This is a genomic window from Kitasatospora sp. NPDC087314, from assembly GCF_044744365.1.
GTDB lineage: Bacteria > Actinomycetota > Actinomycetes > Streptomycetales > Streptomycetaceae > Kitasatospora.
The window spans coordinates 116,086-141,424 of sequence record NZ_JBIUYE010000003.1 but is presented as its reverse complement, the minus strand read 5'-3'; the positions used below and the strand labels follow the sequence as shown (position 1 = coordinate 141,424).

General features: G+C 73.3%; 16 protein-coding genes, 3 tRNA genes and 1 pseudogene. 8 read left to right on the top strand and 12 right to left on the bottom strand.

Annotated features, from left to right (window positions below):
* Positions 1–33: 33 nt before the first annotated feature.
* Complete coding sequence (locus ACIO5E_RS07175) at positions 34–3,516, bottom strand: PAS domain-containing protein (RefSeq protein ID WP_400664673.1); 3,483 nt, start codon at positions 3,514–3,516, stop codon at positions 34–36.
* Between the two features lie 178 nt (positions 3,517–3,694).
* Between ACIO5E_RS07175 and ACIO5E_RS07170 the strand changes: the two genes are divergently transcribed.
* The 6 genes from ACIO5E_RS07170 to ACIO5E_RS07145 all read left to right on the top strand — a co-directional run bounded on the left by ACIO5E_RS07170 (position 3,695) and on the right by ACIO5E_RS07145 (position 10,054).
* Positions 3,695–3,788 (top strand) — tRNA-Ser (locus ACIO5E_RS07170).
* A gap of 209 nt (positions 3,789–3,997) precedes the next feature.
* Positions 3,998–4,073 (top strand) — tRNA-Arg (locus tag ACIO5E_RS07165).
* Positions 4,074–4,106: 33 nt separating this feature from the next.
* Positions 4,107–4,182: transfer RNA gene (locus tag ACIO5E_RS07160), tRNA-Arg, on the top strand.
* A gap of 367 nt (positions 4,183–4,549) precedes the next feature.
* On the top strand, positions 4,550–7,558 hold the full coding sequence (locus tag ACIO5E_RS07155; RefSeq protein WP_400664671.1) for an Ig-like domain-containing protein: 3,009 nt from the start codon (positions 4,550–4,552) through the stop codon (positions 7,556–7,558).
* A gap of 193 nt (positions 7,559–7,751) precedes the next feature.
* Complete coding sequence (locus tag ACIO5E_RS07150; protein WP_400664669.1) at positions 7,752–9,023, top strand: SPFH domain-containing protein; 1,272 nt, start codon at positions 7,752–7,754, stop codon at positions 9,021–9,023.
* The gene (locus tag ACIO5E_RS07145) at positions 9,020–10,054 is read left to right on the top strand and encodes a C40 family peptidase (protein ID WP_400664668.1); all 1,035 of its coding nucleotides are present in this window, start codon (positions 9,020–9,022) and stop codon (positions 10,052–10,054) included. Before ACIO5E_RS07150 ends, ACIO5E_RS07145 begins: the two co-directional genes overlap by 4 nt.
* A 238-nt stretch (positions 10,055–10,292) precedes the next feature.
* On the opposite strand, the gene ACIO5E_RS07140 is transcribed toward ACIO5E_RS07145, so the two are convergent.
* Positions 10,293–11,258, bottom strand: coding sequence for an aldo/keto reductase (locus ACIO5E_RS07140; protein ID WP_400664666.1), 966 nt, complete (start codon positions 11,256–11,258; stop codon positions 10,293–10,295).
* A gap of 154 nt (positions 11,259–11,412) precedes the next feature.
* On the opposite strand from ACIO5E_RS07140, the gene ACIO5E_RS07135 reads away from it, so the two are divergent.
* Positions 11,413–11,616 (top strand): hypothetical protein, encoded by a 204-nt coding sequence (locus ACIO5E_RS07135; RefSeq protein ID WP_400664665.1) that lies wholly within the window; start codon positions 11,413–11,415, stop codon positions 11,614–11,616.
* Between the two features lie 60 nt (positions 11,617–11,676).
* Here the strand turns inward: ACIO5E_RS07135 and ACIO5E_RS07130 are convergent, their stop codons facing one another.
* The 8 genes and pseudogenes from ACIO5E_RS07130 to ACIO5E_RS07095 form a co-directional block, all read right to left on the bottom strand.
* The gene (locus tag ACIO5E_RS07130) at positions 11,677–12,699 is read right to left on the bottom strand and encodes an endo alpha-1,4 polygalactosaminidase (RefSeq protein ID WP_400664664.1); all 1,023 of its coding nucleotides are present in this window, start codon (positions 12,697–12,699) and stop codon (positions 11,677–11,679) included.
* Positions 12,700–12,721: 22 nt separating this feature from the next.
* Entirely contained in the window at positions 12,722–13,417 is a 696-nt protein-coding gene (locus ACIO5E_RS07125) for a spherulation-specific family 4 protein (RefSeq protein WP_400664662.1), read from the bottom strand.
* Entirely contained in the window at positions 13,414–14,331 is a 918-nt protein-coding gene (locus tag ACIO5E_RS07120; protein WP_400664660.1) for an NAD-dependent epimerase/dehydratase family protein, read from the bottom strand. Before ACIO5E_RS07120 ends, ACIO5E_RS07125 begins: the two co-directional genes overlap by 4 nt.
* Before the next feature lie 125 nt (positions 14,332–14,456).
* A pseudogene (locus ACIO5E_RS07115) lies at positions 14,457–15,158 on the bottom strand (NDP-sugar synthase); the annotation flags it as partial.
* A gap of 73 nt (positions 15,159–15,231) precedes the next feature.
* A complete protein-coding gene (locus ACIO5E_RS07110) occupies positions 15,232–16,224 on the bottom strand; it encodes an SDR family NAD(P)-dependent oxidoreductase (protein ID WP_400664658.1) in 993 nt (330 codons plus the stop codon).
* Between the two features lie 173 nt (positions 16,225–16,397).
* A complete protein-coding gene (locus ACIO5E_RS07105; protein ID WP_400664657.1) occupies positions 16,398–17,915 on the bottom strand; it encodes a hypothetical protein in 1,518 nt (505 codons plus the stop codon).
* Positions 17,912–19,426, bottom strand: coding sequence for a GT4 family glycosyltransferase PelF (pelF, locus tag ACIO5E_RS07100; protein ID WP_400664655.1), 1,515 nt, complete (start codon positions 19,424–19,426; stop codon positions 17,912–17,914). Before pelF ends, ACIO5E_RS07105 begins: the two co-directional genes overlap by 4 nt.
* A 120-nt stretch (positions 19,427–19,546) precedes the next feature.
* Positions 19,547–21,898: a hypothetical protein gene (locus ACIO5E_RS07095; RefSeq protein WP_400664653.1), complete on the bottom strand. Its 2,352-nt coding sequence runs from the start codon at positions 21,896–21,898 to the stop codon at positions 19,547–19,549.
* A 414-nt stretch (positions 21,899–22,312) separates the two neighbouring features.
* Between ACIO5E_RS07095 and ACIO5E_RS07090 the strand changes: the two genes are divergently transcribed.
* Positions 22,313–23,311, top strand: a complete 999-nt coding sequence (locus ACIO5E_RS07090) for a tyrosine-protein phosphatase (protein ID WP_400664651.1) — start codon at positions 22,313–22,315, stop codon at positions 23,309–23,311.
* Here ACIO5E_RS07090 and ACIO5E_RS07085 read toward each other — a convergent pair.
* A complete protein-coding gene (locus tag ACIO5E_RS07085; protein WP_400664649.1) occupies positions 23,298–24,191 on the bottom strand; it encodes an RNA polymerase sigma factor SigF in 894 nt (297 codons plus the stop codon). The genes ACIO5E_RS07090 and ACIO5E_RS07085 overlap by 14 nt on opposite strands.
* 143 nt (positions 24,192–24,334) lie before the next feature.
* Positions 24,335–25,117: an RNA polymerase sigma factor SigF gene (locus tag ACIO5E_RS07080; RefSeq protein WP_280674093.1), complete on the bottom strand. Its 783-nt coding sequence runs from the start codon at positions 25,115–25,117 to the stop codon at positions 24,335–24,337.
* Between the last annotated feature and the right edge of the window lie 222 nt (positions 25,118–25,339).

Genomic DNA, 25,339 nt, shown 5'->3' with positions numbered 1-25,339 from the left:
CGCTGGAACGGGGTGACCGGCCCTCGGACGTGCTCAGCCCGCCGCGGCGACGCCCGCCTCGCCCATCGCGCCGACCCGCCCGAGCAGGTCGACGATCCGGGACTGGACGTCCGCGCTGGTGGAGCGCTCGGCGAGGAACAGCACCGTCTCGCCGGTGCGCAGCCGGGGCAGTTCGCGCGGGTCGAGGTCCACCGAGGTGTAGACCACCAGCGGGGTGCGGTGCAGCCGGTCGTTGGCGCGCAGCCAGTCCAGCAGACCGACCCGGCGGCGGCGGATCTGGAGCAGGTCCATCACCACCAGGTTGGGCTGCACGCTGCTGGCCCGGGCGACGGCGTCGTTCTCGTCCACCGCGTGCTCGACGTGCATGCCGCGCCGCTCCAGGCTGCTGATCATGGCGGCGGCGATGTCCGGGTCGCCTTCGACCAGCAGGACGCGCGGGGCGTGGTGCTCGCCGTCGCGCGGCGCGAGGGCACGCAGCAGCACGGCCGGGTCGGCGCCGTACGCGGCGTCCCGGGTGGCCTGGCCGAGGCCGGCGGTGACCAGCACCGGGATGCGGCTGTTGAGCGCGGCGGTGCGCAGCGACTGCAGTGCGGTGCGGGTGATCGGGCTGGTCAGCGGGTCGACGAAGAGCGCCGCGGGGAAGCCGCCGGCCTGGGCGTCCACCTCCTCGCGGGAGCGGACGATCACCGGACGGTAGCCGCGTTCCTGGAGGGCCTGCCGGGTGGCCGGGTCGGGCTCGGGCCAGACCAGCAGCCGGCGGGCGCCGCCGTCCTCGCCGGTCGGGCCGATCGCGACCGGCGGCTGCTCGGCGCCGGCCCGGTCGCCGGTGGCGGGGGGCAACTCGGCCATCGGGCGCGGGGCGGTCCTGGCCTCGGCCGGGACGGGCGGCTGCGGTGGGACGGCGGGCACCGGCGAGCCGCCGAGCGGGCGCGGCGGGGCGAGTTCGGCGAGGCCGGTGCCGACCGGGCGCGGGCCGGACGGGTCCTCGGCGGCGGGCAGCGCGGGGCGGGCCGACTCCAGCGCGGCGGGGCCGCCGGGGGCGTCCTGGCCGCTCCGGACGGGCTGGGCCGGCTGGGCGTCCGGAGCGGACGGCCCGGCCGGGGCCTCCGGGCCGGGGCCGGGCGGCACGGCCAGACGGCGGCGGCGGCCGGTCGGCGCGGCGGCGGGCTCGGGGGGTGCGGGTGCCGGAGAGGCCGGCAGGGCGTGCTCCAGACCGGGGTACACCGGGGTGTCGGTGACGCCGGGCAGGGCGAAGCCGCCGGAGGAGTCCTCGGTGGCGGGCAGGGCGCGGCGTCTGCGGGGCTTGGTCTCGCCGTCGACGGCCGGGGCGCCTTCCGCGGTCGGCGTGCCGCCGGCCGGCGTGCCGCCCGCCGGTGCGCCGCCGGTGCCGGGGCCGAGCGCGAGCGGTTCGCGCCCGCCGGTCCGGTTCGGCTGCGGGCGCTCGCCCTCGACGGGTACGGCGTAGGCCGGGCCGGAGCGGCCGTCGTCCTTGCCCCAGGGGTCGCGCTGCACGCCGTCCGGGCCGGCCAGGCCCTGGCGCCCGTACGCGGGGTCGTTGCCGGTGCCGTTCCACTGTTCGGGGACGGCCCGCTCGATCCGGGCCGGGGCGTTCGGCCACTGGTCGGCGGGGACGGCGGGGGAGGCGGGGGCCGGGGTCTCGGCGGCGGGGCGGCCGCGGCGGCCGCGGCGTTCGGCGACGGGCTCCGCGGCGGGGGCGCGCTCCGCCTCCGGGGCCGGGGCTTCACGGCCCGGCTGCTCGCCGCCGCCGGCGTCCGACTCGGCGGTCTCGTCGCTGCTGGGCAGCTGCGGGATGCCCGGCAGGTCGGGCAGGACGGCGCTGTCGCCCTCCTTGGGCCGGTCGGAGCGGCCCTCGGCGGCCGTGCGCTCGGCGGCGGCCTTCGCGGCGGCCGGGTCCAGCGGCAGCTCGACGACGTACGTGGTGCCGGCCTTGCCGGGCAGCTCGTGCGGCTGGAGCACGCCACCGTGGCGCTCGACCACCGCGCGGGCTATCGGCAGATGGACGGGGCTGCCGCCGAGGCCGGGGCCGCGGATCTCGACCCGGGCGACCTCGCCGCGCTGGGCGGCGGCCAGGACGACGGTGGGTGGTTCGCCGGTGGACGGCAGCGCGGCCGGCGCGCCGGGGGCGCTGAGGCCGGGGGAGGGGGCCTTGGGGGCGTCCAGCGCGAGGCCGATGCCGCTGACGTCGGCGACGAGATGGGCCAGCGCCTGGGCGAGCCGGCGTTCGTCGGCGATCACCTCGACGGCGGCGGCGTGCACCGAGAACCGCACCCGGCCCGGGCCGACCAGTTCGCCGGCCTCCTCGACGGCCCGGCGGACCACCTTGTCCAGGCCGACCGGCACCCGCCGCTCGGTCGGCCTGCGACCGGCCTTGCCGTCCTTGCCGTCCTTGGTGTCCGTGCCGTCCTTGTCGTCCTTACCGTCCGCCGGGGCGGCCTCGCCGGCCTCGGAGCGCTGGTGCGCGAGCACGCCGTCGATCAGCCGGCCGTACCGGCGGCACTCGTCGGCGAGCCGGCGCAGCGTCCAGTTGGCCTCGGGCCACAGCTGCCCGGCCGGGTCGGCGGCGAGCGCGTCCAGCCGCTGGTTCAGCGCGGTCAGCGCGCCCCCGAGCTCGCTCTCCAGTACGGCGGTGAGGTGCTCGTTGCGGGCGATCAGGGCGAGTTCGCGGCTGCGGTCGGTGAAGGTCATCACCGCGCCGACCAGCTGGTCGCCGTCCCGGACCGGGGCGGTGGTGAGGTCGACGGTGACCGGGCGGCCGTCCTTGCGCCACAGCACGGTGCCGCGCACCCGGTGCTTGCGCCCGGAGGTCAGGGTGTCCAGCAGCGCGGACTCCTCCAGCGCCAGCGGGGTGCCGTCGGCCCGGGAGTGCTGGATCAGCGGGTGCAGCTCGCGCCCGCCCAGCTCGCTCGCCCGGTACTCCAGGATGTGCGCGGCGGCCGGGTTGACCAGCACGCAGCGGCCTTCGAGGTCGACGCCGAGCACGCCCTCGGCGGCGGCGCGCAGGATCATCTCGGTCTGCTTGTGCTGGCGGCGCAGCTCGGCCTCGACGCCGAGCCGGCTGGAGAGGTCGCGGACCAGCAGCAGGAGCAGGTCGCTCGCCGAGGACGGGCGGGAGCGCTCGCGGTACGGGTCGTACGGGGCGAGCCCGTAGCCGCGGCCCTCGCCGACACCGTCGTCGGGGAAGTCGTTGCCGGAGACCTCGACCGGGAAGCTGGTGCCGTCGGTGCGCCGGGCGGTCATCCGGACCGGGCGGTCGGGCTCGTCGCCGTCGCGGGCTGCCGGGCGCATCGAGCCGGGGATCCGGCTGGGGTCGAACTCGGGCAGGAGGTCGAGTACGCCCATGCCGACCAGCGAGGTGCCGGGCGCCTGGAGCGCCTGGACGGCCGCGCTGTTGGCGTCCACGACGGTGCCGTTGCTGTTCACCAGCAACAACGCGTCGGGCAGGGCGTCGAGTATGGCGGCGAGGCGAGCAGCGCCTCGGATCGGCCTGCTGCTCACGTCGACAGGTCTCCTCGGCTCAGGGCAGCTCCTCCGGAGACGGCAGTATCTCATTCTTCTTTGCGGCGGGGACGACCCGCCTAGTAACGTGGGCGGCGGTTGGTGCCGAGCCCCACGGTTGTGGCATCATCACAGGCACACGGAACGGGTCCGCTCACGCGGGCGTGGTCCATGTGGAGGAGGCTTCGCCTAGTCCGGTCTATGGCGCCGCACTGCTAATGCGGTTTGGGTCTTAAAGCCCATCGAGGGTTCAAATCCCTCAGCCTCCGCCAGCCGGAAAGCCCCGTCGACGGTCCCGTCGGCGGGGCTTTTCCGCATCTCGGGGCCGGCCCCGGGCCGATGGCCGGTGGTGGCCGACCGCGGGCGCCAGGGCGGCTCCAGGGGGTCGGCCGGGGGCCCCGGGGCAATCGATTTCGCCCCGCGTCGCAGGTCATGTAATGTTGTCCCCGCACCGCCCCGCTGGCACTGTTCACCAGGGCGAGCGCTCATAGCTCAACGGATAGAGCACTTGACTACGGATCAAGAGGTTGCAGGTTCGAATCCTGCTGAGCGCACCAAAACCTCCGCAAGATCGGGTTCGCCCGTTCCTTGCGCTCATAGCTCAACGGATAGAGCACTTGACTACGGATCAAGAGGTTGCAGGTTCGAATCCTGCTGAGCGCACCAGCGAGAAGCCCCCGGCCACCGGCCGGGGGCTTCTCCCGTTTCCGGCCCCTAGGCCGTCCGGGTGGTCGGGCCTCCGGCCGGGCGGCGGCCGGGCTCGGCTCGCCGCGCACTCCGCGGGCCGCTCGTACCCCGGGTAACCGTTCTAGGGCACCTCGTCCGGGTCGTGCTGGGTTTGCGGGCCTAATGGATGAAATGCATCTGTTTCGGGTACATCCCGTCCTGTCGCTCGGATGACCGCCAATCGGGTGGGACACGGCCAGAAGCGCAAGTGTCGCAGTATGACCGGTTCAGGATCGTGATTCCTTTTTGTCGGATCTTGTACCAAGACTGCCCGGCACCCCGGCAGCCGACTGCGAAGGAGAGCCGGATGAGCCGACAGTTTCCCCGCACGGCCGCCGCCCTGGCCGTCCTCGCGGCCGGGCTGCTGACCGGCGGGAACGCCCCACTCTCGGTGGCCCAGCAGTCCCCTGACGCCTGGTCGGGGGAGCACCGGGCGGTCCTGCCCTCCGGCCTCTCCGTCCAGCTCGAATTCACCGCCTCCCCGGGCGCCGGGGTGACGGCCGAGGCCGGCGAACTGGCCGACCGCGCCGGAGGGGGGCGCGCAGCAGGCCTGTACGCGGACGGAATGCACCCCGGAGACCCTGCGCAGACCTTCAGCGTCACCGAGAAACGTCCGCAGACGGACGGATCCTGGCGCACCGTCGGAACACTCCGGCTGACATTCTCCCGACCGGTCCGGAATCCCCGGCTGCACCTCAGCGGACTGGCGGCGACCGCGACCGGGAAATCCGGCACCACCAGCACCGCCACCCGGCTCACCCTCACCGGCGGCTCACCCGTCGCCCCCACCCTGGTCAATCGCACCGACTGGCCCGGCTGGACGGTCGACGCCAACACCCTCGCGCCCGCCGGCGCCGACGGCGGCTCCGACGGCGCGGCCGGCTCCGCCGCCGAGGGCACCCTGGAACTCGCCGGGACCCTGCGCACCGCGGTCTTCCGGGTCGAGCAACGCGCCACCGCCCGGATCGGCAGCACCACCGCGCCGCCCGTCCTGCGCCAGGCCTACACCGTCACCGTCGACGAGGACCTCGGCACCGCCCCGCAGGGCTACGGCAACGCCTCGCACGTGGTCTCCGACCTGTTCCTCGGCGCCGATGCCGGCAATGCGACCCGGCGGGCCCGGTCCAGGCCCGCCGCCGCGGGCTCCGCCGGCCAGGACGGCGATCCGCTGGTCCAACTCGACCACGGGGACGGCCGGCGCAGCGTCTTCGCCAGCCCGCTGCCGCCCAAGCTCCAGCCCGGCCGCGGCGAGTACCAGGGCGCCGACCCGTCGATCAGCTTCCCGACCGAGGCCGCGATCGGCCGCTACTACCGGCTCACCGTCCCGGTGGCGGTGGACGACCGGCCCGCGACCCTGGCCGGCTGGGTCGACTTCGACCACAGCGGGAGCTTCGACTCCGCCGAGCGGGTGCAGACCGAGGTCCCGGCCGGCGCCGACACCGCGACCCTGGAATGGACCGTCCCGGCCGGTGCCGCCTCGGGCGACACCTGGGCCCGGTTGCGGATCGCCCGGGACGCCAGCCAACTCGTCTCCTCCGGCGGCTTCGCCGACTCCGGGCAGGTCGCCGACCAGCGGATCAAGATGACCGTCGGCGCCGCCCGGCCCGAGATCGCCGAACCCGTCGACGGTACTGCCCTCGCCGACGCCCGCCCGCGGATCCACGGCGACGGCGCGGTCGCCGGCGCCTCGGTGGAGATCAGGGACGGCGACGCCACCGTCTGCCGGGCCCGGGTCGAGCGCGGCGGCGACTGGTCCTGCCGGCCGGATGGCGCGCTCACCGCAGGCCCGCACGCCCTCACCCCGGTCGAGATCACCAGCGGTGGCGTGGTGCTGCGCGGCGAGCCCGTCCGGGTCGCCGTGAAGACGGCGCCGCCCGCCCCGCCCGTCCTCATCCTCCCGGAGTACACCAACGACCCGGGGCTCCAGCTCACCGGCACCGGCGAGGCGGGCAGCGTCGTCTCGGTCACCGACCAGTCCGCCGACCTGTGCAGCAGCGCCGTCCGGGCGGACGGCCAGTGGTCCTGCCTGCCGGTGGAGAACCTGGTGGACGGGCGCCACCTGCTCACCCCCGTCGCGATCGACGGGGCCGGGAACCGGACGGCCGGGCAGGCGATCGCGCTGGTCGTCGACACCGTTCCGCCGGACCGGCCGGTGCTCGGCTCGCCGGTTGCCGGGGAGACCCTGCGGGTCAGCCGGCCGAAGTTCACCGGGCGGGCCGAGCCGGGCTCGAAGGTGCTGGTCACGGCGCGGGCGGGTGGTTCGACGGGGGCGGCCTCGGCGTCGGCCTCGGGCGGGCGGACGGTGTTGTGCGGGGCGACGGCGGCCCTCGACGGAAGCTGGACCTGCACCGCCAACCGGGATCTGACGGACGGGGAGCAGTGGCTCGTCGTCACGGCGACCGACCGGGCGGGGAACGAGGCGGCGGCGGACGCGGTGCCGGTCCACGTCGCGGCGTCGGCGCCGAGCCCGGCGGCGCCAAGCGTGGCGGTGCCGAGCCCGACGGTGTCGGCTCCGGTGGCGCCGAGCCCGGTGCCAAGCGTGGCGGTGCCAAGCGTGGTGGCGCCAAGCGGTGCGGTGCAGACTCCGGTGGTGCCCAGCCCTACGGTGTCGAGTCCTGGGCTGCCCAGCCCTACGGTGTCGGCACCGGCGGTGTCGGTCCCCGCGGTGCCGAGCCCGAGCGTGGCGGTGCCGGTGGTGCCCTCGGCCAGTGCGTCCGCTCCGGTGGCCGCCTCCCCGTCCGGTCCGGTGGCGTCGTCCACGCCCGTGCGTTCGGCGACGGTCGATGCGCCGGTGCTCACGGCAGTGCCGGCGGGGCTGCTGCCGATCGCCGTCCCGGCGGCGGCTCCGCCGCAGGTGGCGGTGGCCGTGCCCTCCGCGTCGGTACCCGCTACTCCTGTGACTCCAGCCGCCCCGACGGTTTCCGCGCTCTCCGTCCCGACGACTCCCGGTGCCGTTCCGTCCCCGGGCGCCAGTCCGTCCCGGGCGGCCGTCGGTGTCGCCGCGTCGACTCCAACACCGACCCCGCCCTCGACAACACCGACCCCGACCCCGACCTCGACACCGACCTCCACCCCGGCGTCGGCGCCGACGGCTGAACCGGCCGCGTCCGCCGCGGACAACGCCCGGCCGTTGCCGTTGCCGCCGCCGAGTGCGTCGCCCGCGGGTGATCCTGTGGAGGCCCCGCACGCGGCGTCCGAACGGGCCGCCGCGAGTGGCTGGCGCGACGGGCTCGCCGGGGGCCTGCTGGTGCTCACCGGGATCGGACTGATCACCCGTCGGGTGTTCACCCGGCGGCCCGGTGCTCGGCGGCGCTGACCCGCGCCGAACCATCCCGACCATCCGCTCATGTGTCTGCGCGTCAGGTCGGCTTCGGACGATACGTCAGCAAATGTCGACACACATCATCTAAATGTCGCATTTGATGACGTATGAACTTAGCCTGACTCTGGCACTGCCCGTCAGATCCGGGCCGCCCGTTGCGCGACACACCGACCCCGAGGATCCGTGCATGGACGTCACCCGCGATTCTTCGCAGCGACCCGACAACCTGCCCAAGGCGCTCTCTCCGGCTCTGCCGGAACGTTCCGCCTCCGGCGCCAGCCAGCTGGCCAAGGCCGCGGCCGTCAAGACGGCCACGTCGATCGGCCCGGACGACGGCGGCCCGGTGACCACCTCGCTGGCCATCGTCCCCGGCCCGGCCTGCGGCGCCGCCGACCTGCGCGACCCGCTGGAGACGGCCGCGCCGCAGCCCGCCGAGATCCCCGAGGCCACCCCGGTCGGCGCCCCTGCCGCCGCCACCTCCCGCCGCCCCCCGCGCGCCGACCAGGCGCTGCGCGAGTACGCCGCCAGCGCCCTGCCGGGCTGGATCGCCCTGCTGGTGCTGCTGATCGGTGTGGCCGGCGTGCTGCTGATGATGCTGCGCGACGGCGTCATCCCGTACTGGGACGTCCTGCCCGACCTGCGCAGCGCCGCCGCCCAGGCGAGCGGCCGGGCCGAGGCGGACGCCACGTCGATCGCCGTGGTCAGCGGGACCGGCCTGCTCGCGGTGTTCGCGCTCGCCGGGCTGCTGGCCAACGCCGGCGGTGAGACCCGGGTGCTGACCCGTTGGGGCCGCTACCGGGGCACCGTCCGCCGCACCGGCCTGGTGTGGGTCAACCCGCTGCTGCGCCGGCGCCGGGTGGACGTGCGGCTGCGGCACTGGCGCAGCGAACCGGTCAAGGTGGTCGACCGGACCGGCACGCCGATCGTGGTCCGGCTGCTGATCGTCTGGCGGGTCAAGGACACCGCGCGGGCGCTGATGGCGATCGAGGACCACGAGAGCTACCTGCGCGAGCAGGTCCAGGCCGTGCTCACCCGCACCGCGTCGACCCTGCCGTGCGACAGCAACGCGGCGCCCGGGCCCGCGCTGCGCGACGGGCAGTGGTTCGCCAACGAGCTGACCAGGGCGCTGGCCGCCGAGGTCGCCCCGGCGGGCCTGGAGGTGTACTCGGCGCAGCCGCTGGCGCTGGACTACGCGCCCGAGGTCGCCGAGTCGATGCGCCGCCGCCGGCTGGCCGACCTGGACGCCGGTCTGCGGACGGTGCTGGTGGACGACGCGGTCGAGGCGGCGGCGCTCGCCGTCCGACGCCTGGAGCGCGCCACCGCCCACGAACTGGACGAGGCCGCCCGCAGCGCGCTGATGGAGCAGTTGCTGGTCGCCTTCGTCGCCCCGGCCGGAGTGGCCGCTTCGGTACCGCCCCCGGCCACCCGGGCCGGGCGGAAGGAAGGACGACCCGCATGAGGATAGCCACCGGCGCGTACGCCGAGCCCGGTCTCGACCTCGATGTCGACGCAGACCTCGACGCCGGTTCCGACGCCGGTTTCGACACCCTTGGCCGGGGCCTGATCGGGTTCGAGGAGAGTACCGGCAGCATCCCCGCGATCGCGGGCTGCGGCTGCCCGAACTGCGCGGTCCGGCCGCGCGCCGCCCGCCCCGCGACCGGCGGCAGCCGAATACACCGCGCCGTGCGAAGTACCTGCCTGGCCACCACCGTGCTGGCGGGCGCCGGCGTGGTCGGCCTGACGGCCGGTGCCGGATCCGCGCACGCCGCGGCCGGGAAGCAGGGCTGGGACGGGGCGAAGTACTGGTTCAAGAACGGCGCCGGCGAGTGGCGGTGGACCAGCCACTACGACGTCTACGCGAACCGCATCGGCCAGTCCGGCGGTTCGGGCGGCTCCAGCGGTTCCAGTGCCAAGGCGGCCGCCGTGTCCAACGGCTCGGCCTCGTCCTCCGGGCTGCGCCAGGGCTGGGACGGGTCGAAGTACTGGTTCAAGAACGGCAGCGGCGAGTGGCGGTGGACCAGCCACTACGACGTCTACGCCAGCCGTACCGGCCAGTCCGGCGGCGAGGCGGACCAGGCTTCCACTCGGCTCGCGGCCAAGCCGTCCGCGGACGAGGCGTCGGCCTCCGGCAGTGTGGAGTCGGCCATCGGCTACGCGCTCGCCCAGCTGGGCAAGCCGTACGTCTGGGGCGGCAACGGTCCGTCCGGCTACGACTGCTCGGGGCTGGTCCAGCAGGCCTACCGGCGCAGCGGGATCAGCCTGCCGCGGGTGGCCGACGACCAGTACGCGGCCACCACGCCGATCAGTGCGGGGCAGCTGCGCCGCGGTGACCTGGTGTTCTGGTCGGACAGCGGCCGGGCCTCGGGGATCCATCACGTGGGGATCTACCTGGGCGGCGGCAAGTTCGTGGAGGCGCCGCGGCCGGGCAAGACGGTCCGGGTCTCCACGCTCAACTCGGGCTACTACCCGACCCACTTCGGGCGGCCGTAGCGCGGATCACGGTTCATGGCTCGGGCCCCCGGCGGGTGTGATCCGCCGGGGGCCCGCGTGTCGGTCAGGGGAGTCTCAGGTCGGTGCGGCCGTGGAGCTCGGCCGAGCGGGTGGCGAAGACCCGGAGTGTGTCCTGCTCCACCACGGGGTTCGCCGCCTCACGTTCGGCGGGAAACGGGTGCAGGCTGCGAACGGGGCCGGGTGGGGGCGGGTTCGCAGCCTGCGGGGGGTGGTGGGGTCAGGCGGAGGCGGTGTCGAGCAGGGTGGTCTGCTCGGGGGTGAGGCGGAGGGCGGAGGCGGCCAGCAGGGGCGGGAGCTGGTCGACGGTGCGGGCGCTGGCGATGGGGGCGACGACCGTCGGGCGGGTGGCCAGCCAGGCGAGGGCGACCGTGGCGGGGGCGACGCCGTGCTGCTCGGCGACGGTGTCCAGGGCCTCCAGCACCTTGGGGCCGCGCGGGTCGTCCAGGTAGCGGGCGGCGCCCTCGGAGCGTGCGCTGTCGACGCCGGGGCCGCCGGGGCGGTACTTGCCGGTGAGGAAGCCGGAGGCGAGCGCGTAGTACGGGACGGTGGCGAGGCCGTGCTCGGCGACCACGTCGGCCAGCGGGCCCTCGAAGGTGCCGCGCGAGACCAGGTTGTAGTGCGGCTGGACGGCGACGTACTTGGCCAGGCCCTCGCGCTCGGCGAAGGCGAGCGCCTCGGCCAGCCGCTCGGCGCCGATGTTGGAGGCGGCGACGGCACCGACCTTGCCCTCGCGGACCAGCTCGTCCAGCGCGGTGACGAACTCCTCGACCGGGGTGTCGTCGTCCTGGTGGGTGTAGTACAGGTCGATCCGCTCGACGCCCAGGCGGCGCAGCGAACCCTCGGCCGAGGCCTTGATGTTGGCCGCGCTCAGGCCGCGGGCCTCCGGGTGCAGGCCGACCTTGGTGGCGACCACGACGTCGTCGCGGTTGCCGCGGCTGCGCAGCCAGTTGCCGATGACGGTCTCGGACTCGCCGCCGGTGTTGCCGGGCACCCAGGCGGAGTAGACGTCGGCGGTGTCGACGAAGTTGCCGCCGGCCGCCGCGTAGGCGTCCAGGACGGCGAAGGACTGCTGCTCGTCGGCCGTCCAGCCGAAGACGTTGCCGCCGAGGGAGAGCGGGAAGACGGACAGGTCGGAGGCGCCGAGGCGGACCCGGTCCGGGGCGTCGCTGTGGTTTCCGGTCATGGTCGGAGTAAACCGGATCGCGCCGTGCGGCATTCCGCGCGTCGGGCGGACTTCACACGCTTGTCGTAGTGCCGTTGCACGGCCGGGTGGTGGGGCCTGCGGGGGAGGGGTCCGGGGTGTCCCTGAGGTGGGCGGATTCGTTAGAGTCCGTGCCATGGCTGACAACGACTACGACCCCGCCGGCAGCACCCAGATGTTCCGGGCGTTCGTCGACGAGACTCCGGCTCCGCAGGCTCCGGGCTCCGTCTCCACCTACGGCCGCAGCAGCGGTGGCGGTAACCGCACCGGCGTGATCGCGCTGGTCGCCGTCATCGTGCTGGCCGTGTTGGGCGGCGTCATCTGGCTGGCGGTCAAGTGATCCTCGCGCGGGTGACCCGGACGAGGGTCACCCGCGCGACGGAAACCGGCGCGTGGGCGCTCAGCAGGGCTTGCGCCAGGCGTTCAGGTCGAGTTTCTTCTGCATCGAACTGAAGCCGAGCGACTTGGCCTTGGCGCAGAACTGGTCCGTGCCGAGCTTGTACTCGACGTGGAACACCGCCTTGCCCGCCTTGACGAACGGCGCGACCCGGTCGCACTCGTCGAACTGCGAGCACTCCTCGTTGACCGCGAAGTCGAAGTCCGGGAGCAGCGCCGGGATCTGGTCGAGGTCGTTCTTCAGGCCGATGGCCAGGCCGCGCTCGTGCGCGAGCTGAGCCAGCATGCGGTTGTACTTGAGCTGGTCGTCAGGGGTCAGCGGGAAGCCGCTGTTCTGGTTGTAGGCCTCGATGGTGTCCGGCTCGATGGCGTCGAAGCCCTTGCTCCTGCACATGTCGAAGCGGGCTGCCATCAGTGGCCTGAGCTGGTCGAGCTTGCGGATGTCGAACCACTTCTCGCCCTTCCAGCCGGTGTCGGAGCCCTGCAGGGACTTGGCGAAGGCGGCGGAGTCGGGGCGGAAGTCCTCCCAGGACCCGGCGTTGATGTAGCAGATCACCTTGCGTCCCTTGGCGTGCAGCGCGGCCACCACCGAGGCGTCGTTCTCGAAGCCGTCGATGTCGTAGACCGGGACGTCCACCGACTGGTCGACGGTGCCGCCGAGCTGCCACTGCCAGGCGAGGCCCGGGGTGGGTTGCCAGCGGGCGCCGGCCGGCGGCGGGGCGGTGGTGCTGCCCGGGGTGCCCGGGGCGGGGGTGGCGCCCGGGGGCGTGGAGGTGCCGGGCGCGGTGGGCGGGCCGGGGGCACTGGGTGTGCCGGGGGTGGCGGTCGCGGTGCCGGTGTCCGGCGGGGTGGCTGGGGTGGTGCCGCCGTCCGGGGTGGTCGGGGCGGTGGCCGCGGGCGGGCTGCTCGGCGAGCCGTCGGCCGAGGAGCCGTTGTCGTCGTCTGAGCCCGAGCTGCTGCACGAGGTCGCCAGCATGGCGGCGGCGAGGGCGATGGCGGCCGGCAGGAGCCGGGTACGGCGGTTCACGGTAGTCGAACTCCGGATCGGGTCAGGTCAGTTCAGCGGCGGTCAGGCCGTAGGGCAGGGTGCGCCAGGGGTTCTCCCCGGCGCCCGGTACGGCGCAGCCGACGCCGGCCCGGCGGGCGGCGATCAGCGCGGTGGCGTCCTCGGCGTGCTCGGCCGGGACGTCGTACACCAGGTGGCAGAAGCGGGAGGCCGCGTGGCGGCCGGTCCACATCGGGAGCGTCATCGCGCGGTACGTGTCCCAGTCGCCCTCGAAGGTGACCAGCAGGTCGGCCAGGCCGACTTCGGCGTACCCCGGGTCCGGATGCTCGCCGTGTCCGAAGATCACGGTGCCGCAGCCGGCCGCGCGGGCGGCCGTGGCCAGCCGCCGGTAGTGCGCCAGCGCACCCGCGTGGGTGGTCACCTGGTCGAGGTAGACGCCGGTGATGTCGTGGCGTTGACGGTACGTCAGGATGTCGGCGACCACGGCCGCGTGCGGTCGGCGGCCGTAGTCGGTGTCGGCGTATCCGACCAACGGCAGGCCGGCCGCGCGGAGTCGGTCGGCGGCCTCGGCGAAGACGTTGTCCGGGTTCTCGCCCGGCCCGTCGGCGAGGTTGAGCACGACGGCGGCGATCCGTCCGGGGTCGGCGGCGGCGACCGCCTGCCAGGCCGCCGGGTCCACCGCGGGGTGGACGTACAGCGGCACCAGCAGGCGGCCGTCGGGGATGATCCCGCCGGTCATGCGACGACCGGGCGGGCAGCGGGCTCGGCGGTGTCGAGCCACAGGTCGCGCAGGGTGTCGGCGAGGTCCGTCTCCGGGTGCCAACCGAGCTCCCGGGCGGCGGCCGACACGTCGGCCTGCTGCCAGGAGACCGCGGCCGAGCGCTCGGAGCCCGCCCCGCTCTCGTCGATCCGGCCGGTGAAGCCGGCCGCGGCGACCAGCCCGTCCGCGATCGCCCGGACCTGCCGGGCCCGCCCGGAGGCGAGGTTGAGCACCCGGGGGAGCGGACGGTCCGCGGCGGCGGCCAGGCCGACCGCGCGGGCGATGTCCCGGGCGTCGACGAAGTCGCGGTAGGCGGAGAGGTCGCCGACCGTGATCACGCCGTCGGCGCCCTCGGGCGCCACCCGGCGCAGCTCGGCGGCCAGCCGGCCGGGCAGCGAGCCCACCGGGGCCCCCGGGCCGACCGGGTTGAACACCCGCAGGACCACCGCGTCCAGCGCCGAGCCGGCCACCGCGAGGGAGCCGGCCAGCTTGGTCGCGCCGTACACGCCGACCGGGCGGGCGTCGGAGTCCTCGGACAGCGAGCTGCCCGCCGGACAGACGCCGTACTCGCCGGCCGAACCGATGTGCACCAGCCGGGACTTCGGGGCGCCGAGCTGCAGCGCCTCGCAGAGCACGGCCGGACCGCGCGCGTTCACCTCGGCGAGCTTGACCGCGCTGCCGGCCACCGCGCCGGCGAAGTTGACCACCACGTCGGGGGCCAGCGCGGCCAGTTCCTCGCCGAGCGGGCCGGCCTGGGCGGTGGCCAGGTCCAGCCGCAGGTCGTGGGCGGGCCGCCGGCCCGCGGTCAGCACGGTGGCACCGGGCAGTGACCGCAGGACGGCGGTGGCGTGGCGGCCGAGGAAGCCGTCGCCGCCGAGGAGCAGGATTCTCACGCGGCCCGTCCGTCGCTCTGGGCACCGGCGGCGGCGGGCACCTCGGCCGTGTCGTCCGGGGCGGTGCGGGCGGCCGGGATCGGCAGCTCCGCCACGCCCGGGACGGCGTCGGCCGACTCGAAGGGCATCAGCACCGGGCGGATGGAGGAGAACTCGGCGTTCGCCCGGTCGTAGTCGTCCGGGCGGCCGATGTCCAGCCAGTAGCCGCCGAAGTCGTAGGCGGCGGGCGGGGTCTTGGCGGCGAGCAGGTCCAGCACCAGCTCGTCGAAGCCGAGCGGCAGGCCGGGGGTGTACTTGGCGAGCGCCGAGCGCGAGACGCCGTACACGCCCATCGAGACGCGGTAGTCGATGCTCGGCTTCTCCTGGAAGCCGGTGATGGTGCCGGACTCGGTGGTCAGCACGCCGAAGTCGATCTTCACCTGGCGGGCGTAGGTGGCGATGGTGAGCGGCGCCCCGGACGCCTCGTGGTGCTTGAGCACCCCGGCGAAGTCCAGGTCGGTCAGGATGTCGCCGTTCATCACCAGGAAGTGCTCCGGCAGGCGGTCCTGCATGGTGAGCAGCGGGCCCATGGTGCCGAGTGGGCTGTCCTCGACGGCGTAGCCGACCCGCAGCCCCCACTGGGAGCCGTTGCCGACGTACGCGCGGATGATGTGGCCGAGGTGGCCGATGGCCAGGGTGACGGTCTTGAAGCCCGCGGCGGCGAGCTGGCGCATCACGATCTCCAGGATCGCGTGCTGGTCGCCGATCGGGACGAGCGGCTTGGGGAGCGCGGTGGTGTACGGGCGGAGACGGACGCCCTTACCGCCGGCCAGGATCACTGCATGCATGGTGTTTCCCCCACGGAAAGGATGTGCAGGACACGAACCTTGGTTACCAGGACGGGCATGATCGGTACGGCGGTCAGACGTTGTAGATGTCCGTCTTGTAGCGGGCCAGGTTGGCCGGGTCGCGGAAGAACTCGATGGTCTGCTCCAGACCCTGCTCCAGGGTGAACTGCGGGGCCCAGCCGGTGGCCTCGCGCAGCCGGGTGGCGTCCGCGACCAGGCGCATGACCTCGGAGTTGGTCGGACGGATGCGCTGCTCGTCCTCCTTCACCGCGACGTCCACGTCCATCAGCTTGCCGACCAGGGTGACCAGGTCGCCGACCGAGATCTCGCCGCCGGTGCCGGCGTTGAAGGTCCGGCCGACCACGGTCTCGGCGGGCGCGGTGCCGACCGTGCGGAAGGCGTGGGCGGTGTCCTTGACGAACATGAAGTCGCGGGTCGGGCGCAGGTCGCCGAGGGTGATCTCGGTCTCGCCGGCCGCGAGCTGGGCGATCACGGTCGGGATGACGGCGCGCATCGACTGGCGCGGGCCGAAGGTGTTGAACGGGCGCAGGGTGACGACCGGGGTCTCGAAACTGGCGTGGTAGCTGTCGGCCAGCCGGTCCCCGCCGGCCTTGGAGGCGGCGTACGGGGACTGGGTGTTGATCGGGTGGTCCTCGGTGATCGGCACGGTCTGCGCGGTGCCGTACGTCTCGCTGGTGGAGGTGTGCACCAGGCGCGGGATCTCCTGGTGGCGGACCGCCTCCAGCACGTTCAGGGTGCCGGTGACGTTGGTGTCGACGTAGGAGTGCGGGGCCCGGTACGAGTACGGGATGGCGATCAGGGCGGCCAGGTGGTAGACCGCCTCGGTGCCCTTGACCAGGCCGTTGACCGAGCCCGGGTCCCGGACGTCGCCGAGGATGATCTCGACCGACTCCAGCACCTCCTCGGACAGGGTCTCCAGCCAGCCGAAGGAGGAGAAGGAGTTGTACTGGACCATCGCCCGGACGTGGTGCCCGTCGGCGACCAGGGTTTCGACGAGGTGGGAGCCGATGAAGCCCTCGGCTCCGGTGACCGCGACGCTGCTCATGCGTGATTCGCTCTCTCGATTTCGGGAACAGCCGGACTCTCGGTGGTGACCGGCCGGTGGTGGTTCAGCCGTGCCGTGAAGCACGTTCAGGTGGCGCGCTGTTCGGGTGAAGTGCTGTTCAGGTGGAGCGGGTCCTGCGGTGCACGCGATGTGGGCGTGCGTGATTTCGGTGTTCAGCGGTGCTGGGTGGTGCGGCCGAGCGCGGGCCCGGCGATGGCGGTGAGGAGAAGCGCGGCCGCCCCGCAGCCGGTCAGCTGCAGGACGATCGGATCCACACCGGTCAGCAGCCCGGTGCTCTCGGCACCCGCGGCGGCCAGACAGATGAGGGCGGTGCTCCAGCTGAACCCGAAGGCGTTCAGCAGCAGCGCCAGCCAGAGCGAGCCGCCGAGGAGCAGCATCGCGCCGAGCTGCGGCACGCCGAGCGCGGGGGCGCCGGGCCACAGCACGGTCGCGGCGGCGTCCAGCGCGGCCACGGTGGTGAGGTAGATGAACAGGCAGCCGAGCAGGATCCCGCCGGTGCGGCGGGTGAACTGGCCGCTGGTGTGACTGGTGCGCAGCGCGGCCACGGCCATCGCCCGGTAGCGGAAGAGCAGCCACTCGGCGAGGCCGAGACTGAGCGTCAGCGCGATCATGGCCGGCCCGGTCGGGGTGGCCTTCGCGTCGTGCGCGGCTCCGGTCTGCACCGCCTGGTGGATGGTCTCGCCGAGGCCGGCGATCAGCGTGAGGGCGCCGCAGGCCAGGCCGAACAGCAGGTGCGGGATCTCCTGGCGGATCGGCAGCCTCATCGCGACGGACTCCTTCTCGCCGCCGCGGATGCAGAACAGCAGCTCCCGCGCGGCCAGGCCGACCGCCAGCACCAGCGAGACGAGCAGCACGACCGTCCGTACGACCGAGGGGACGTCCGTGGCCAGCACCACGCCCGCGCCCACCGAGGCCGGGGCCAGGGCCAGCAGCAGGAACTTCTCCCGCCCGAGCACCAGCAGGACGGTGGCCGCGCCCAGGTAGAGGGACTGGCCGGCGGCGAACCAGAGCGCGCCCAGCGGCCCGCCGACCACGTAGGCAGCAGCGGACGCGACCAGCGCGCCGAGCGGCGCCCCGACGGCCAGGCAGATCGCGGCCTCCCGGCGCCGCAGCCGGCCGAGCCAGCGGTACGAGCGGTGCGCCAGCGCCTGGTTGAAGCCCCAGCTGACCAGCGTCGCGACGGACAGCGCGAGCATGCCGGAGGGCAGGCCGAAGCGCATCCGGGTGGCCGCGAACAGGTTGGCGCCGAGCAGGTAGCCGAGCCCGGGCAGGGCGAACACCAGGCCGCGCACCACGCAGCGCCAGGGGTCGGCCCGCCACGGGTTGGCGAACTCGGAGCTCGGACCGGGGTAGCGGCGCTCGACCTTCTCGAACAGTTCCTCGGCGAGGGTGAACGAGTCGGGCCGGCCGTAGAGCAGGGCGGCCTGCTCGTCGGAGAGGCCGTCGGACTCCAGGAACGCGGCGATCTCGTACGGGTGGACGGCGTCGGCGCAGATGTCGTGCAGCCGCTCGGCGAGCTCGTCCAGCGGGTCCGCGGAGAGGTCGAGCTGCTCCTCGGGCTCGGGCTGGGCCGGCCCGGCGGGGCGGCGGCGCTTGAGCGGCAGGGTGTGCAGCTGCATCGTCCGCTCGGATCCGCCCTCGTCCTGCACGAGGCGCAGGGGCCCGCTCACGCTCCCACCTCGCTCGGCTGCGGGCTGGCGGCGGCGAGCTGCTGGTCCCAGTCGGGGGCGGGGGACTGGTCGGTGACGGCCACCACGCCGTCCGGCATCCAGCGGGCGGTGCCGAGGAGTTCGGTGTAGATGCCCCGGAAGCCGTCGATGTTCTGGCGGAGCGTGAACTGCTCGATGACCCGCAGCCGGGCCTGCTCACCGAGCCGGGCGCGCCGCTCGGCGTCGCGCAGCAGCTCGATCGCGGCGGCCGCCATCGGCTCGGGTTCGCGGGGCGGGACGACGAGCCCGGTGTCGCCGACGGCCTCGCGGACGCCGCCGACGTCGGTCGAGACGGTCGAGCGGCCGCAGGACATCGCCTCGATCAGGGTGAACGGGAAGCCCTCGCTGATGCTGGAGAGCATGACCACGTTGCCCGCCGCGTACGCGTCGGTGATGTCGGCGACGCGGCCCTCGAAGGCCACCGAGTCGGCGATGCCGAGCTCGGCGGCCAGGGCTATGCAGCCGTCCCGGTAGGCCTCGCCGCCCTTGGGAGTTCCACCGAAGAGCCGCAGCCGCGCCTCGGGGATCTCACGGTGGACGATGGCGAAGGCCCGGATCAGCGTCTCCAGGTCCTTGATCGGGTCGACCCGGCCGGCCCAGCTGAGGGTCGGCGTCTCGGGCTCGGGCCCGGCGGGCGGGAAGGCCGCCGGGTCCACGCCGTTGTAGACGGTGCGGATGTGCGCGGACGGCGTGCCGCCGCGCTCCTCCCAGCGCCGGTTGTACCGGTTGCCGGGGGTGACCAGCGCGGCCTGCCGGTAGCTCTCCTCGGCGAGCATCCGGTAGAAGCCGAGCAGCAGCGCCTTGACCGGCCAGCGGTACGGGCCGGTGCGGTAGCCGAGGTAGCGCTCGCGCAGGTAGATGCCGTGCTCGGTCAGCAGGAACGGTACGCCGTACTGCTGTGCGGCGATCAGCCCCGGCAGGGTGGCCAGGCCGCCGCTGGCGGCGTGCGCGACGCCGTCCTTGGGCGGTTCGACCGAGAGCGGCCGAAGGGCGTGCTCCAGCAGGTCGGTGGCGTTCAGGGCGTCGTGCATGGTCGGCCGGGAGACGGCCGTGGGCAGGTAGTCGCGGGTCCAGACGTGCTGGAGGGTGCGCAGGGCCCGCTCGCTGCGCAGCGCCGGGCTGAGCAGCCCGCGCCGGGCGAGGTCGGCGAAGCCGTACAGCTCGGTGCCGAAGTGAGTGGTGTAGACCGGATCGAGGACGGAGTGCAGGAAGCGCTCGTACGCGTTGAGGAAGCGCCGCATCTCCTTGCCGCGGGGCGGCCCGGCCTCGGAGGCGGGGCCCCACAGCGGTGCGGTCGTGACCGACCGTACGTTGGCGGGCAGCTCCCAGGCCAGTGGTTCGTGGCCGGTACCGGTGACGGCGATGACGTCGAAGTCGACGTCCGGCATGCCTTGAACGAGCTGGTCGCACCAGACGCTCACGCCGCCGTGCTGGTGCGGATACGTCCCCTCGGTGAGCAGGGTGACGCGCATCTCCTGTCCCCCCTCCTGTTCCTTTTCCTTGCGTCGGTGTCCGGCCTGGGTGGCGGGAACGGTACCCGAGGCAGGGCCGGGCCGGGCGACCGGCCCGGCCCCGCCATCGGGTGCTGCGGGCTACCGGTTGCCGGAGCGTCCGGTGGTACTGGTGCCGAGCGAGGCCGCCCCCCCGGTGGCCTTACCGCTCTTGGTGGCCGCGGCGGTCGCGCCGTTGCCGTTGGTGGCGACGTCCTTGCCGGGCACCGGGGTTCCGCTCCCGGGGACCAGGGACGGTGCACTGGTGCGGCCGGTGTCGCCCGGGCCCACCGGGACGGGAGTGGCGACACCCTGCGGGACGACCTTCTTGTCCGCCGGGGCCGGAGCCGGGACGGACTTGGCCGCGGCGCCGGGCGCGACGGCGGTCGGGGCGGCCGGGGTGGCGCTCGACGGGAGCTGCAGGGCGACGCTGCTCTGCAGGGTGCCCGGAGACACCCAACCGGAGAGCGTACCGGCGTAGGACGAACCGAAGGCGGTCGATCCGATGACCAGCTTCTGAGAAGTTCCGGTCGGCATGGTGGCCTGGACCTGAACACCGGCCGGAGCGTTGACGGTGACGGTGTTGCCGACCCGGTAGGCGGTGACCTGACCGGCCGCGACGGCCGCGTTCCAGGCCCCGCGGCGCTGGAACTCCTGGCCGATCTCCCGCTCGCCGAGGTTCACGATCGGGGCGTTGTCGGCGTGCAGCGACCGGTAGGTGCCGAGGATCTTCTCCAGCACCGGGTACAGGATCCGGTCCTCGGACAGGTTCGACTGGTGGATGAAGTGCGGCCGCGGGTCGTTGCTCAGCACGTGCCCGAGGTCGATCCGGGCCTCCAGCGGCACGATGTACGACTGGTAGCCGGTGTTGGCGTCCAGCGGCTGGGGCAGGCAGGTGGAGTTCGGGTTGTTCTCGCAGATCCCGCTGCCGCCGTTGGCCTTGCTGGTGTAGATCCAGTTGTACTCGTCGGCCTCCTCCTTCGCCGTGCCGGCGTTGTAGAAGACGTTCATCGGGTAGCGCGGCACGGTCAGCGTGGACGAGCCGACGGCGCGCTGGCCGGACTCGCGGGAGGCGTCGCTGCCGGTGAACTTGATGCCGTTGGCGGCCAGCGCCGGCGCCAGGTTCGGGTTGTCGCTGTTCTCCTGCGGAGCGGTCAGCAGCCCGGAGTGCTCGCCGGTGACCAGGGCCTGCGGGTCGACCTTCAGGCCGTTCTTGGCGGCCCAGTCGAAGTTGTCCTTGATCTGGCCCGAGATGGTGGCCTGGTCGGTCCAGACGGTGTTGCCCGAGGCGTCCTTGGTGCAGCGCCACGGCACCACGGTGACGTCCTGGACGCAGCCCAGGTACGGGTGGCTGTAGGTGTGGTTGACCCAGCGGTAGCTGTTCTGGTCGGTGATCATCTGGTTGGCCGTGGGGTCCACCGTGGTCTGGTGGTCGGCCTTCCAGTCCTCGCTGCCGCCACCGTTGAACACCATGTCCAGGGTGAAGTTGTTGGCCGTCTGCCACTGCTTGAGGTGCTGGGCGTCGTCCGGCGTCATCCGGATCGGGTTGGCCGTGTCCGGGGTGCCGGGCGGGCAGGTGACGTCGCCGGGGGTGCACTTGAGCACGGTGTCCCAGCGGTCGTCGGCCAGGAAGACGTCGTCCACGTGGGCCGCGAAGTAGTTGCGGTCGTAGCCGAGGTGGACGCCCTGGGTGATCCAGTCGACCATGCCGCGGGCCAGCAGGCGGTACTGCTGCTGGTACTGGTTGTAGACGAAGGTGACGACCAGCTCCTTGCGGCCGTCGTGGGTGTACTCACCGACCAGCGAACCGCGCGAGGTGGTGCTCGGGATCGCGGCGTCGACCAGCGGAACGAACGAGGCGCCGGTCGGCAGGTTGGCCAGCGGCGTGGCCAGGTATCCGTAACTCTCGCTGACGGTCGGGTCGTTGTCCTCGAACGGGACGCTGCCCTTCAGGTAGCCGAATGGGCCCGAAGTGCCGGCCGCCGTGGTCGTGCCCTGGAAACCGTCCAACGTGCCGTAGTAACCGGGATTCTGAGCGTAGTTCAGACCCACCGCAGGACTTGCGAACGTGTACGCGTCGATCTGCCGGATTCCGAATGCGGCTTCGTAGCCGGCGATCGCCGTCATCTCGGCCGCACTGTTGGGGAAGGGGTTTTCGTTGGGCAGGACGATGCCCTGGTACTTCCCGCGGGGCTGGCCGTTCACCGTGTCACTCAGGAAAGCGGAGGTGATGACGGGACGGTTGGTGTCATTGAGGTTGACGACCTTGTACGGGGTGCCCTGGTTCTTGAGTTCGGCGGTGATCGCCGCGACCGACGGGCCTCCGTCGTCGATGACCAGGATGGTGAGGTCGATCCTGGGCGGCGTGGCGCCGTGGGCCAGGGTGGTCTGCAGGCCGCTGGCCAGCAGAACTGCCGCCGCGCATGCGGCAACTCTTCGGGTCGCTCGACCCATGGTGATCCTCCCCTTGGGGTAGGCGCCTCGCTGCTCAGCGCTCGCCTGCCCTGTAGCTGTTCGCGGGCAGCAGGCTGCCCGGCGCCCATCCTGGTCGAGGGGTGGCTCCGCGCGGGACCAATTGGGCGAGAGTGCAGCGAACCTGTTACCAACGTTCATGGCGAAGCCATGAAGGCGCTGATTGTGACCGGAACCGGACCGGCCATGCAAATAATGAATTGAGAATGAAAAAGCGGAAGCTGAGGGCTACACCTGGTTACCGCCCGTGCGGCTTGGGCGGGTCACGCGGACACCTACACTGTCGTCGTCGCGCATGACACTCTTGCACATCTTGCCGGTCCGTCGGGCAGGTTCATGCAATATCTGACACCGCTGTGCCATGTGACAGTCCGAATATGCAATGGAGGCGCTTGCGTGGCCGATCGGCGGACCGAGTCCGGTGCAATCGGGGGCGGACGGAATGCGGTACCGGAGCCGGCCGGAACGGCGCTGGTCGGGCGCAGTCTCGGGTTGCGCGGTGCGGTCAACGCCCGCGATCTGGGCGGCTACCGGACGGCCGACGGACGGGTGCTGCGGCGCGGTGTGGCCCTGCGAAGCGATGGCCTGAACCATGTCACCGCCGAGGATCTCGCGCCGCTGCGCGCGCTCGGCCTGCGTCGGGTGATCGACCTCCGGAGCCTCGACGAGGTCCGCGAGACCGGACCGGACCGGCTGCCCGGACTTCCCGTCGCCGACCTCGCCGCGGCCGCCCCCGCGGTCACCGCGGGCACCGCGGTGACCGTCGAGGCGGCCGCGTCGGACGGTGTCACCCTGCACCATCTCCCTTTGCTCGCAACGGATTTCGACATCCACGCGACAATCCGGAGCGCCCTCGCCGACCGCAGCCCGCAGAAGCAGCGCGCCCTGCTCGGCGAAGGCCGGGCGGCCGCCATGATGACCGGCCTCTACCGCTGGTTCGTCACCGACCCGGTGGCCCGACAGCGCTTCGCCACCCTGCTGCGGCTGCTGGCGGCCCCGGACGGGCCGCCGCTGCTGTTCCACTGCTCGGCCGGAAAGGACCGCACCGGCTGGGCCGCCGCCCTCGTGCTGACCGCCCTCGGTGTCGACCGCGAGACCGTCCTCGCCGACTACCTGCTCACCAACGAGCGTTCGGCCCCGGTCGTCCGCCGGGTGATGGACGATCTGGAGGCCCGCGGCCTGATGCGCGAGCCGTGGCTGCTCCAGCCGGTGTTCCGGGCCGACCCCGGCTACCTGGCGGCGGCCTTCGACGAGGTCGGGGCCGGCTGGTCCGACTTCGACGCGTTCTGGCGGGACGGCCTCGGCCTGGACGCCGCCGTCCTGGCCGGCCTGCGGGCCAACCTGCTGGACGGCGGCGGGAGTCCGGCCTCGGCCGACCCGGTCAGCCCTCGCTGATCAGGCCCTCGCGGAGCTGGGTCAGCGTCCTGGTGAGCAGCCGGGAGACGTGCATCTGGGAGATGCCGATCTCCTCGCCGATCTGGGACTGGGTGAGGTTGCCGAAGAAGCGCAGCATGATGATCCGGCGCTCGCGCGGCGGCAGCTTGGCCAGCAGCGGCTTCAGCGACTCCCGGTACTCGACGCCCTCCAGCGCGAGGTCCTCGTAGCCCAGCCGCTCGGCCAGCGGCCCGTCGCCGTCCTCCTCGCTGGGGCTGGAGTCGAGCGAACTGGCGGTGTACGCGTTGCCCACCGCGAGGCCCTCGACCACGTCCTCCTCGCTGACCCCCAGGCAGGCGGCCAGCTCGGCGACGGTGGGGGAGCGATCCAGCCGCTGGGACAGGTCGTCACCGGCCTTGGTGAGCGCCAGCCGCAGCTCCTGGAGCCGCCTGGGCACCCGGACCGACCAGCTGGTGTCCCGGAAGAAGCGCTTGATCTCGCCCACCACGGTGGGCATCGCGAAGGTGGGGAACTCCACCCCGCGCTCGGGGTCGAACCGGTCGATCGCCTTGATCAGGCCGATGGTGCCGACCTGGACGATGTCCTCCATCGGCTCGTTGCGGCTGCGGAAGCGCGCGGAGGCGTACCGGACCAGCGGCAGGTTGAGCTCGATCAGGGTGTCGCGGACGTACGTGTGCTCCTCGCTGCCGGGCTCCAGGGCGGCCAGCCGCAGGAACAGCGAGCGGGACAGCGTCCGGGTGTCCAACCCGGAGCCGGGCGGCGTCTCGGGGCCGGGCGGCGCGGCGGCCGGGACCCGCTGGAGCGGGATCCGGTCCTCGGCGACCGCCGTACCAATGGCCTGACCAGCGTGGATCCCCGCAGTGCCCAGCTCTCCGGACATGCACCCACCCCCTTGTGACTGACACTTGAACGGGGGCCGTCGCACGGTGGTTCCCGGCGGGGCCCTCCCCCTCCATACCGGAACACGGTCCACGGCAAACCCGAACGTCGCAAGATGTCACGCGGGGGTAACGCGCTGCAATCTCAGTCTTCCCAGGAGTTGCCGGTCCGAAGCCTCGTCAGGATGCGCGAGAGCAGCCGCGAGACGTGCATCTGGGACATCCCGAGTTCGGTGCTGATCTGCGACTGGGTCAGGTTGGCGAAGAACCGCAGCATCACGATCCGTCGCTCCCGTTCGGGCAGTTGGACCAGCAGGTGGCGGACCATGTCCCGGTGCTCGACCTCGGCCAGCGCGGCGTCCTCGTAGCCGAGCCGGTCCAGCAGGGCGAGCCCGCCCTCGTGCTCCTGTGCCGCCTCCAGCGAGGCCGCGTTGTAGGCCCGCCCGGCGTCCAGGCAGGCCCGGACGTCCTCCTCGGGGATCCGCAGGCTGGCGGCGATCTCCGGCACCTTGGGGGCCCGGCCGTGCAGCACCGTCAGCTCCTCCATCGCGCCGCTGACCTGGACCCACAGCTCCTGGAGCCGGCGCGGGACGTGCATGGTGCGGACGTTGTCCCGGAAGTAGCGCTTGATCTCGCCGAGGATGGTGGGCAGCGCGTAGGTGGGGAACTGGACCCCGCGGCTCGGGTCGAACCGGTCGATCGCGTTGATCAGGCCGATGGTGCCGACCTGGACGACGTCCTCCATCGGCTCGCTGCGGCTGCGGAAGCGGGTGGCCGCGTAGCGCACCAGCGGGATGTTCACCTCGATCAGGGCGGCCCGGACCCGCTCCCGCTCGGGGGCGTCCGGAGGCAGTTCCGCGAGCCGTTCGAACAACACCCGGGTCAGCGTCCGGACGTCCAGGACGGGGCGGCCGCCGGGGCCGCGCAGACCGTCCGGACGGAGTTCGCCGGCCGGACTGATGATCGCCGCCAGTACTTCGTCCACGGACACGTCACCCCTCCCTCAGTCGACAACGACGGGCCCTGCGGATCGGGTGTCGCGGCTGGTTCACCACCTCGCCATGTCCGGCAAAACCGGTCATAGCATCACAAGGTGGGCGCAGGTCGGGCAAGCACCCGATGGAGGTGTGTTGGTAGTGCGTCGGGGCTT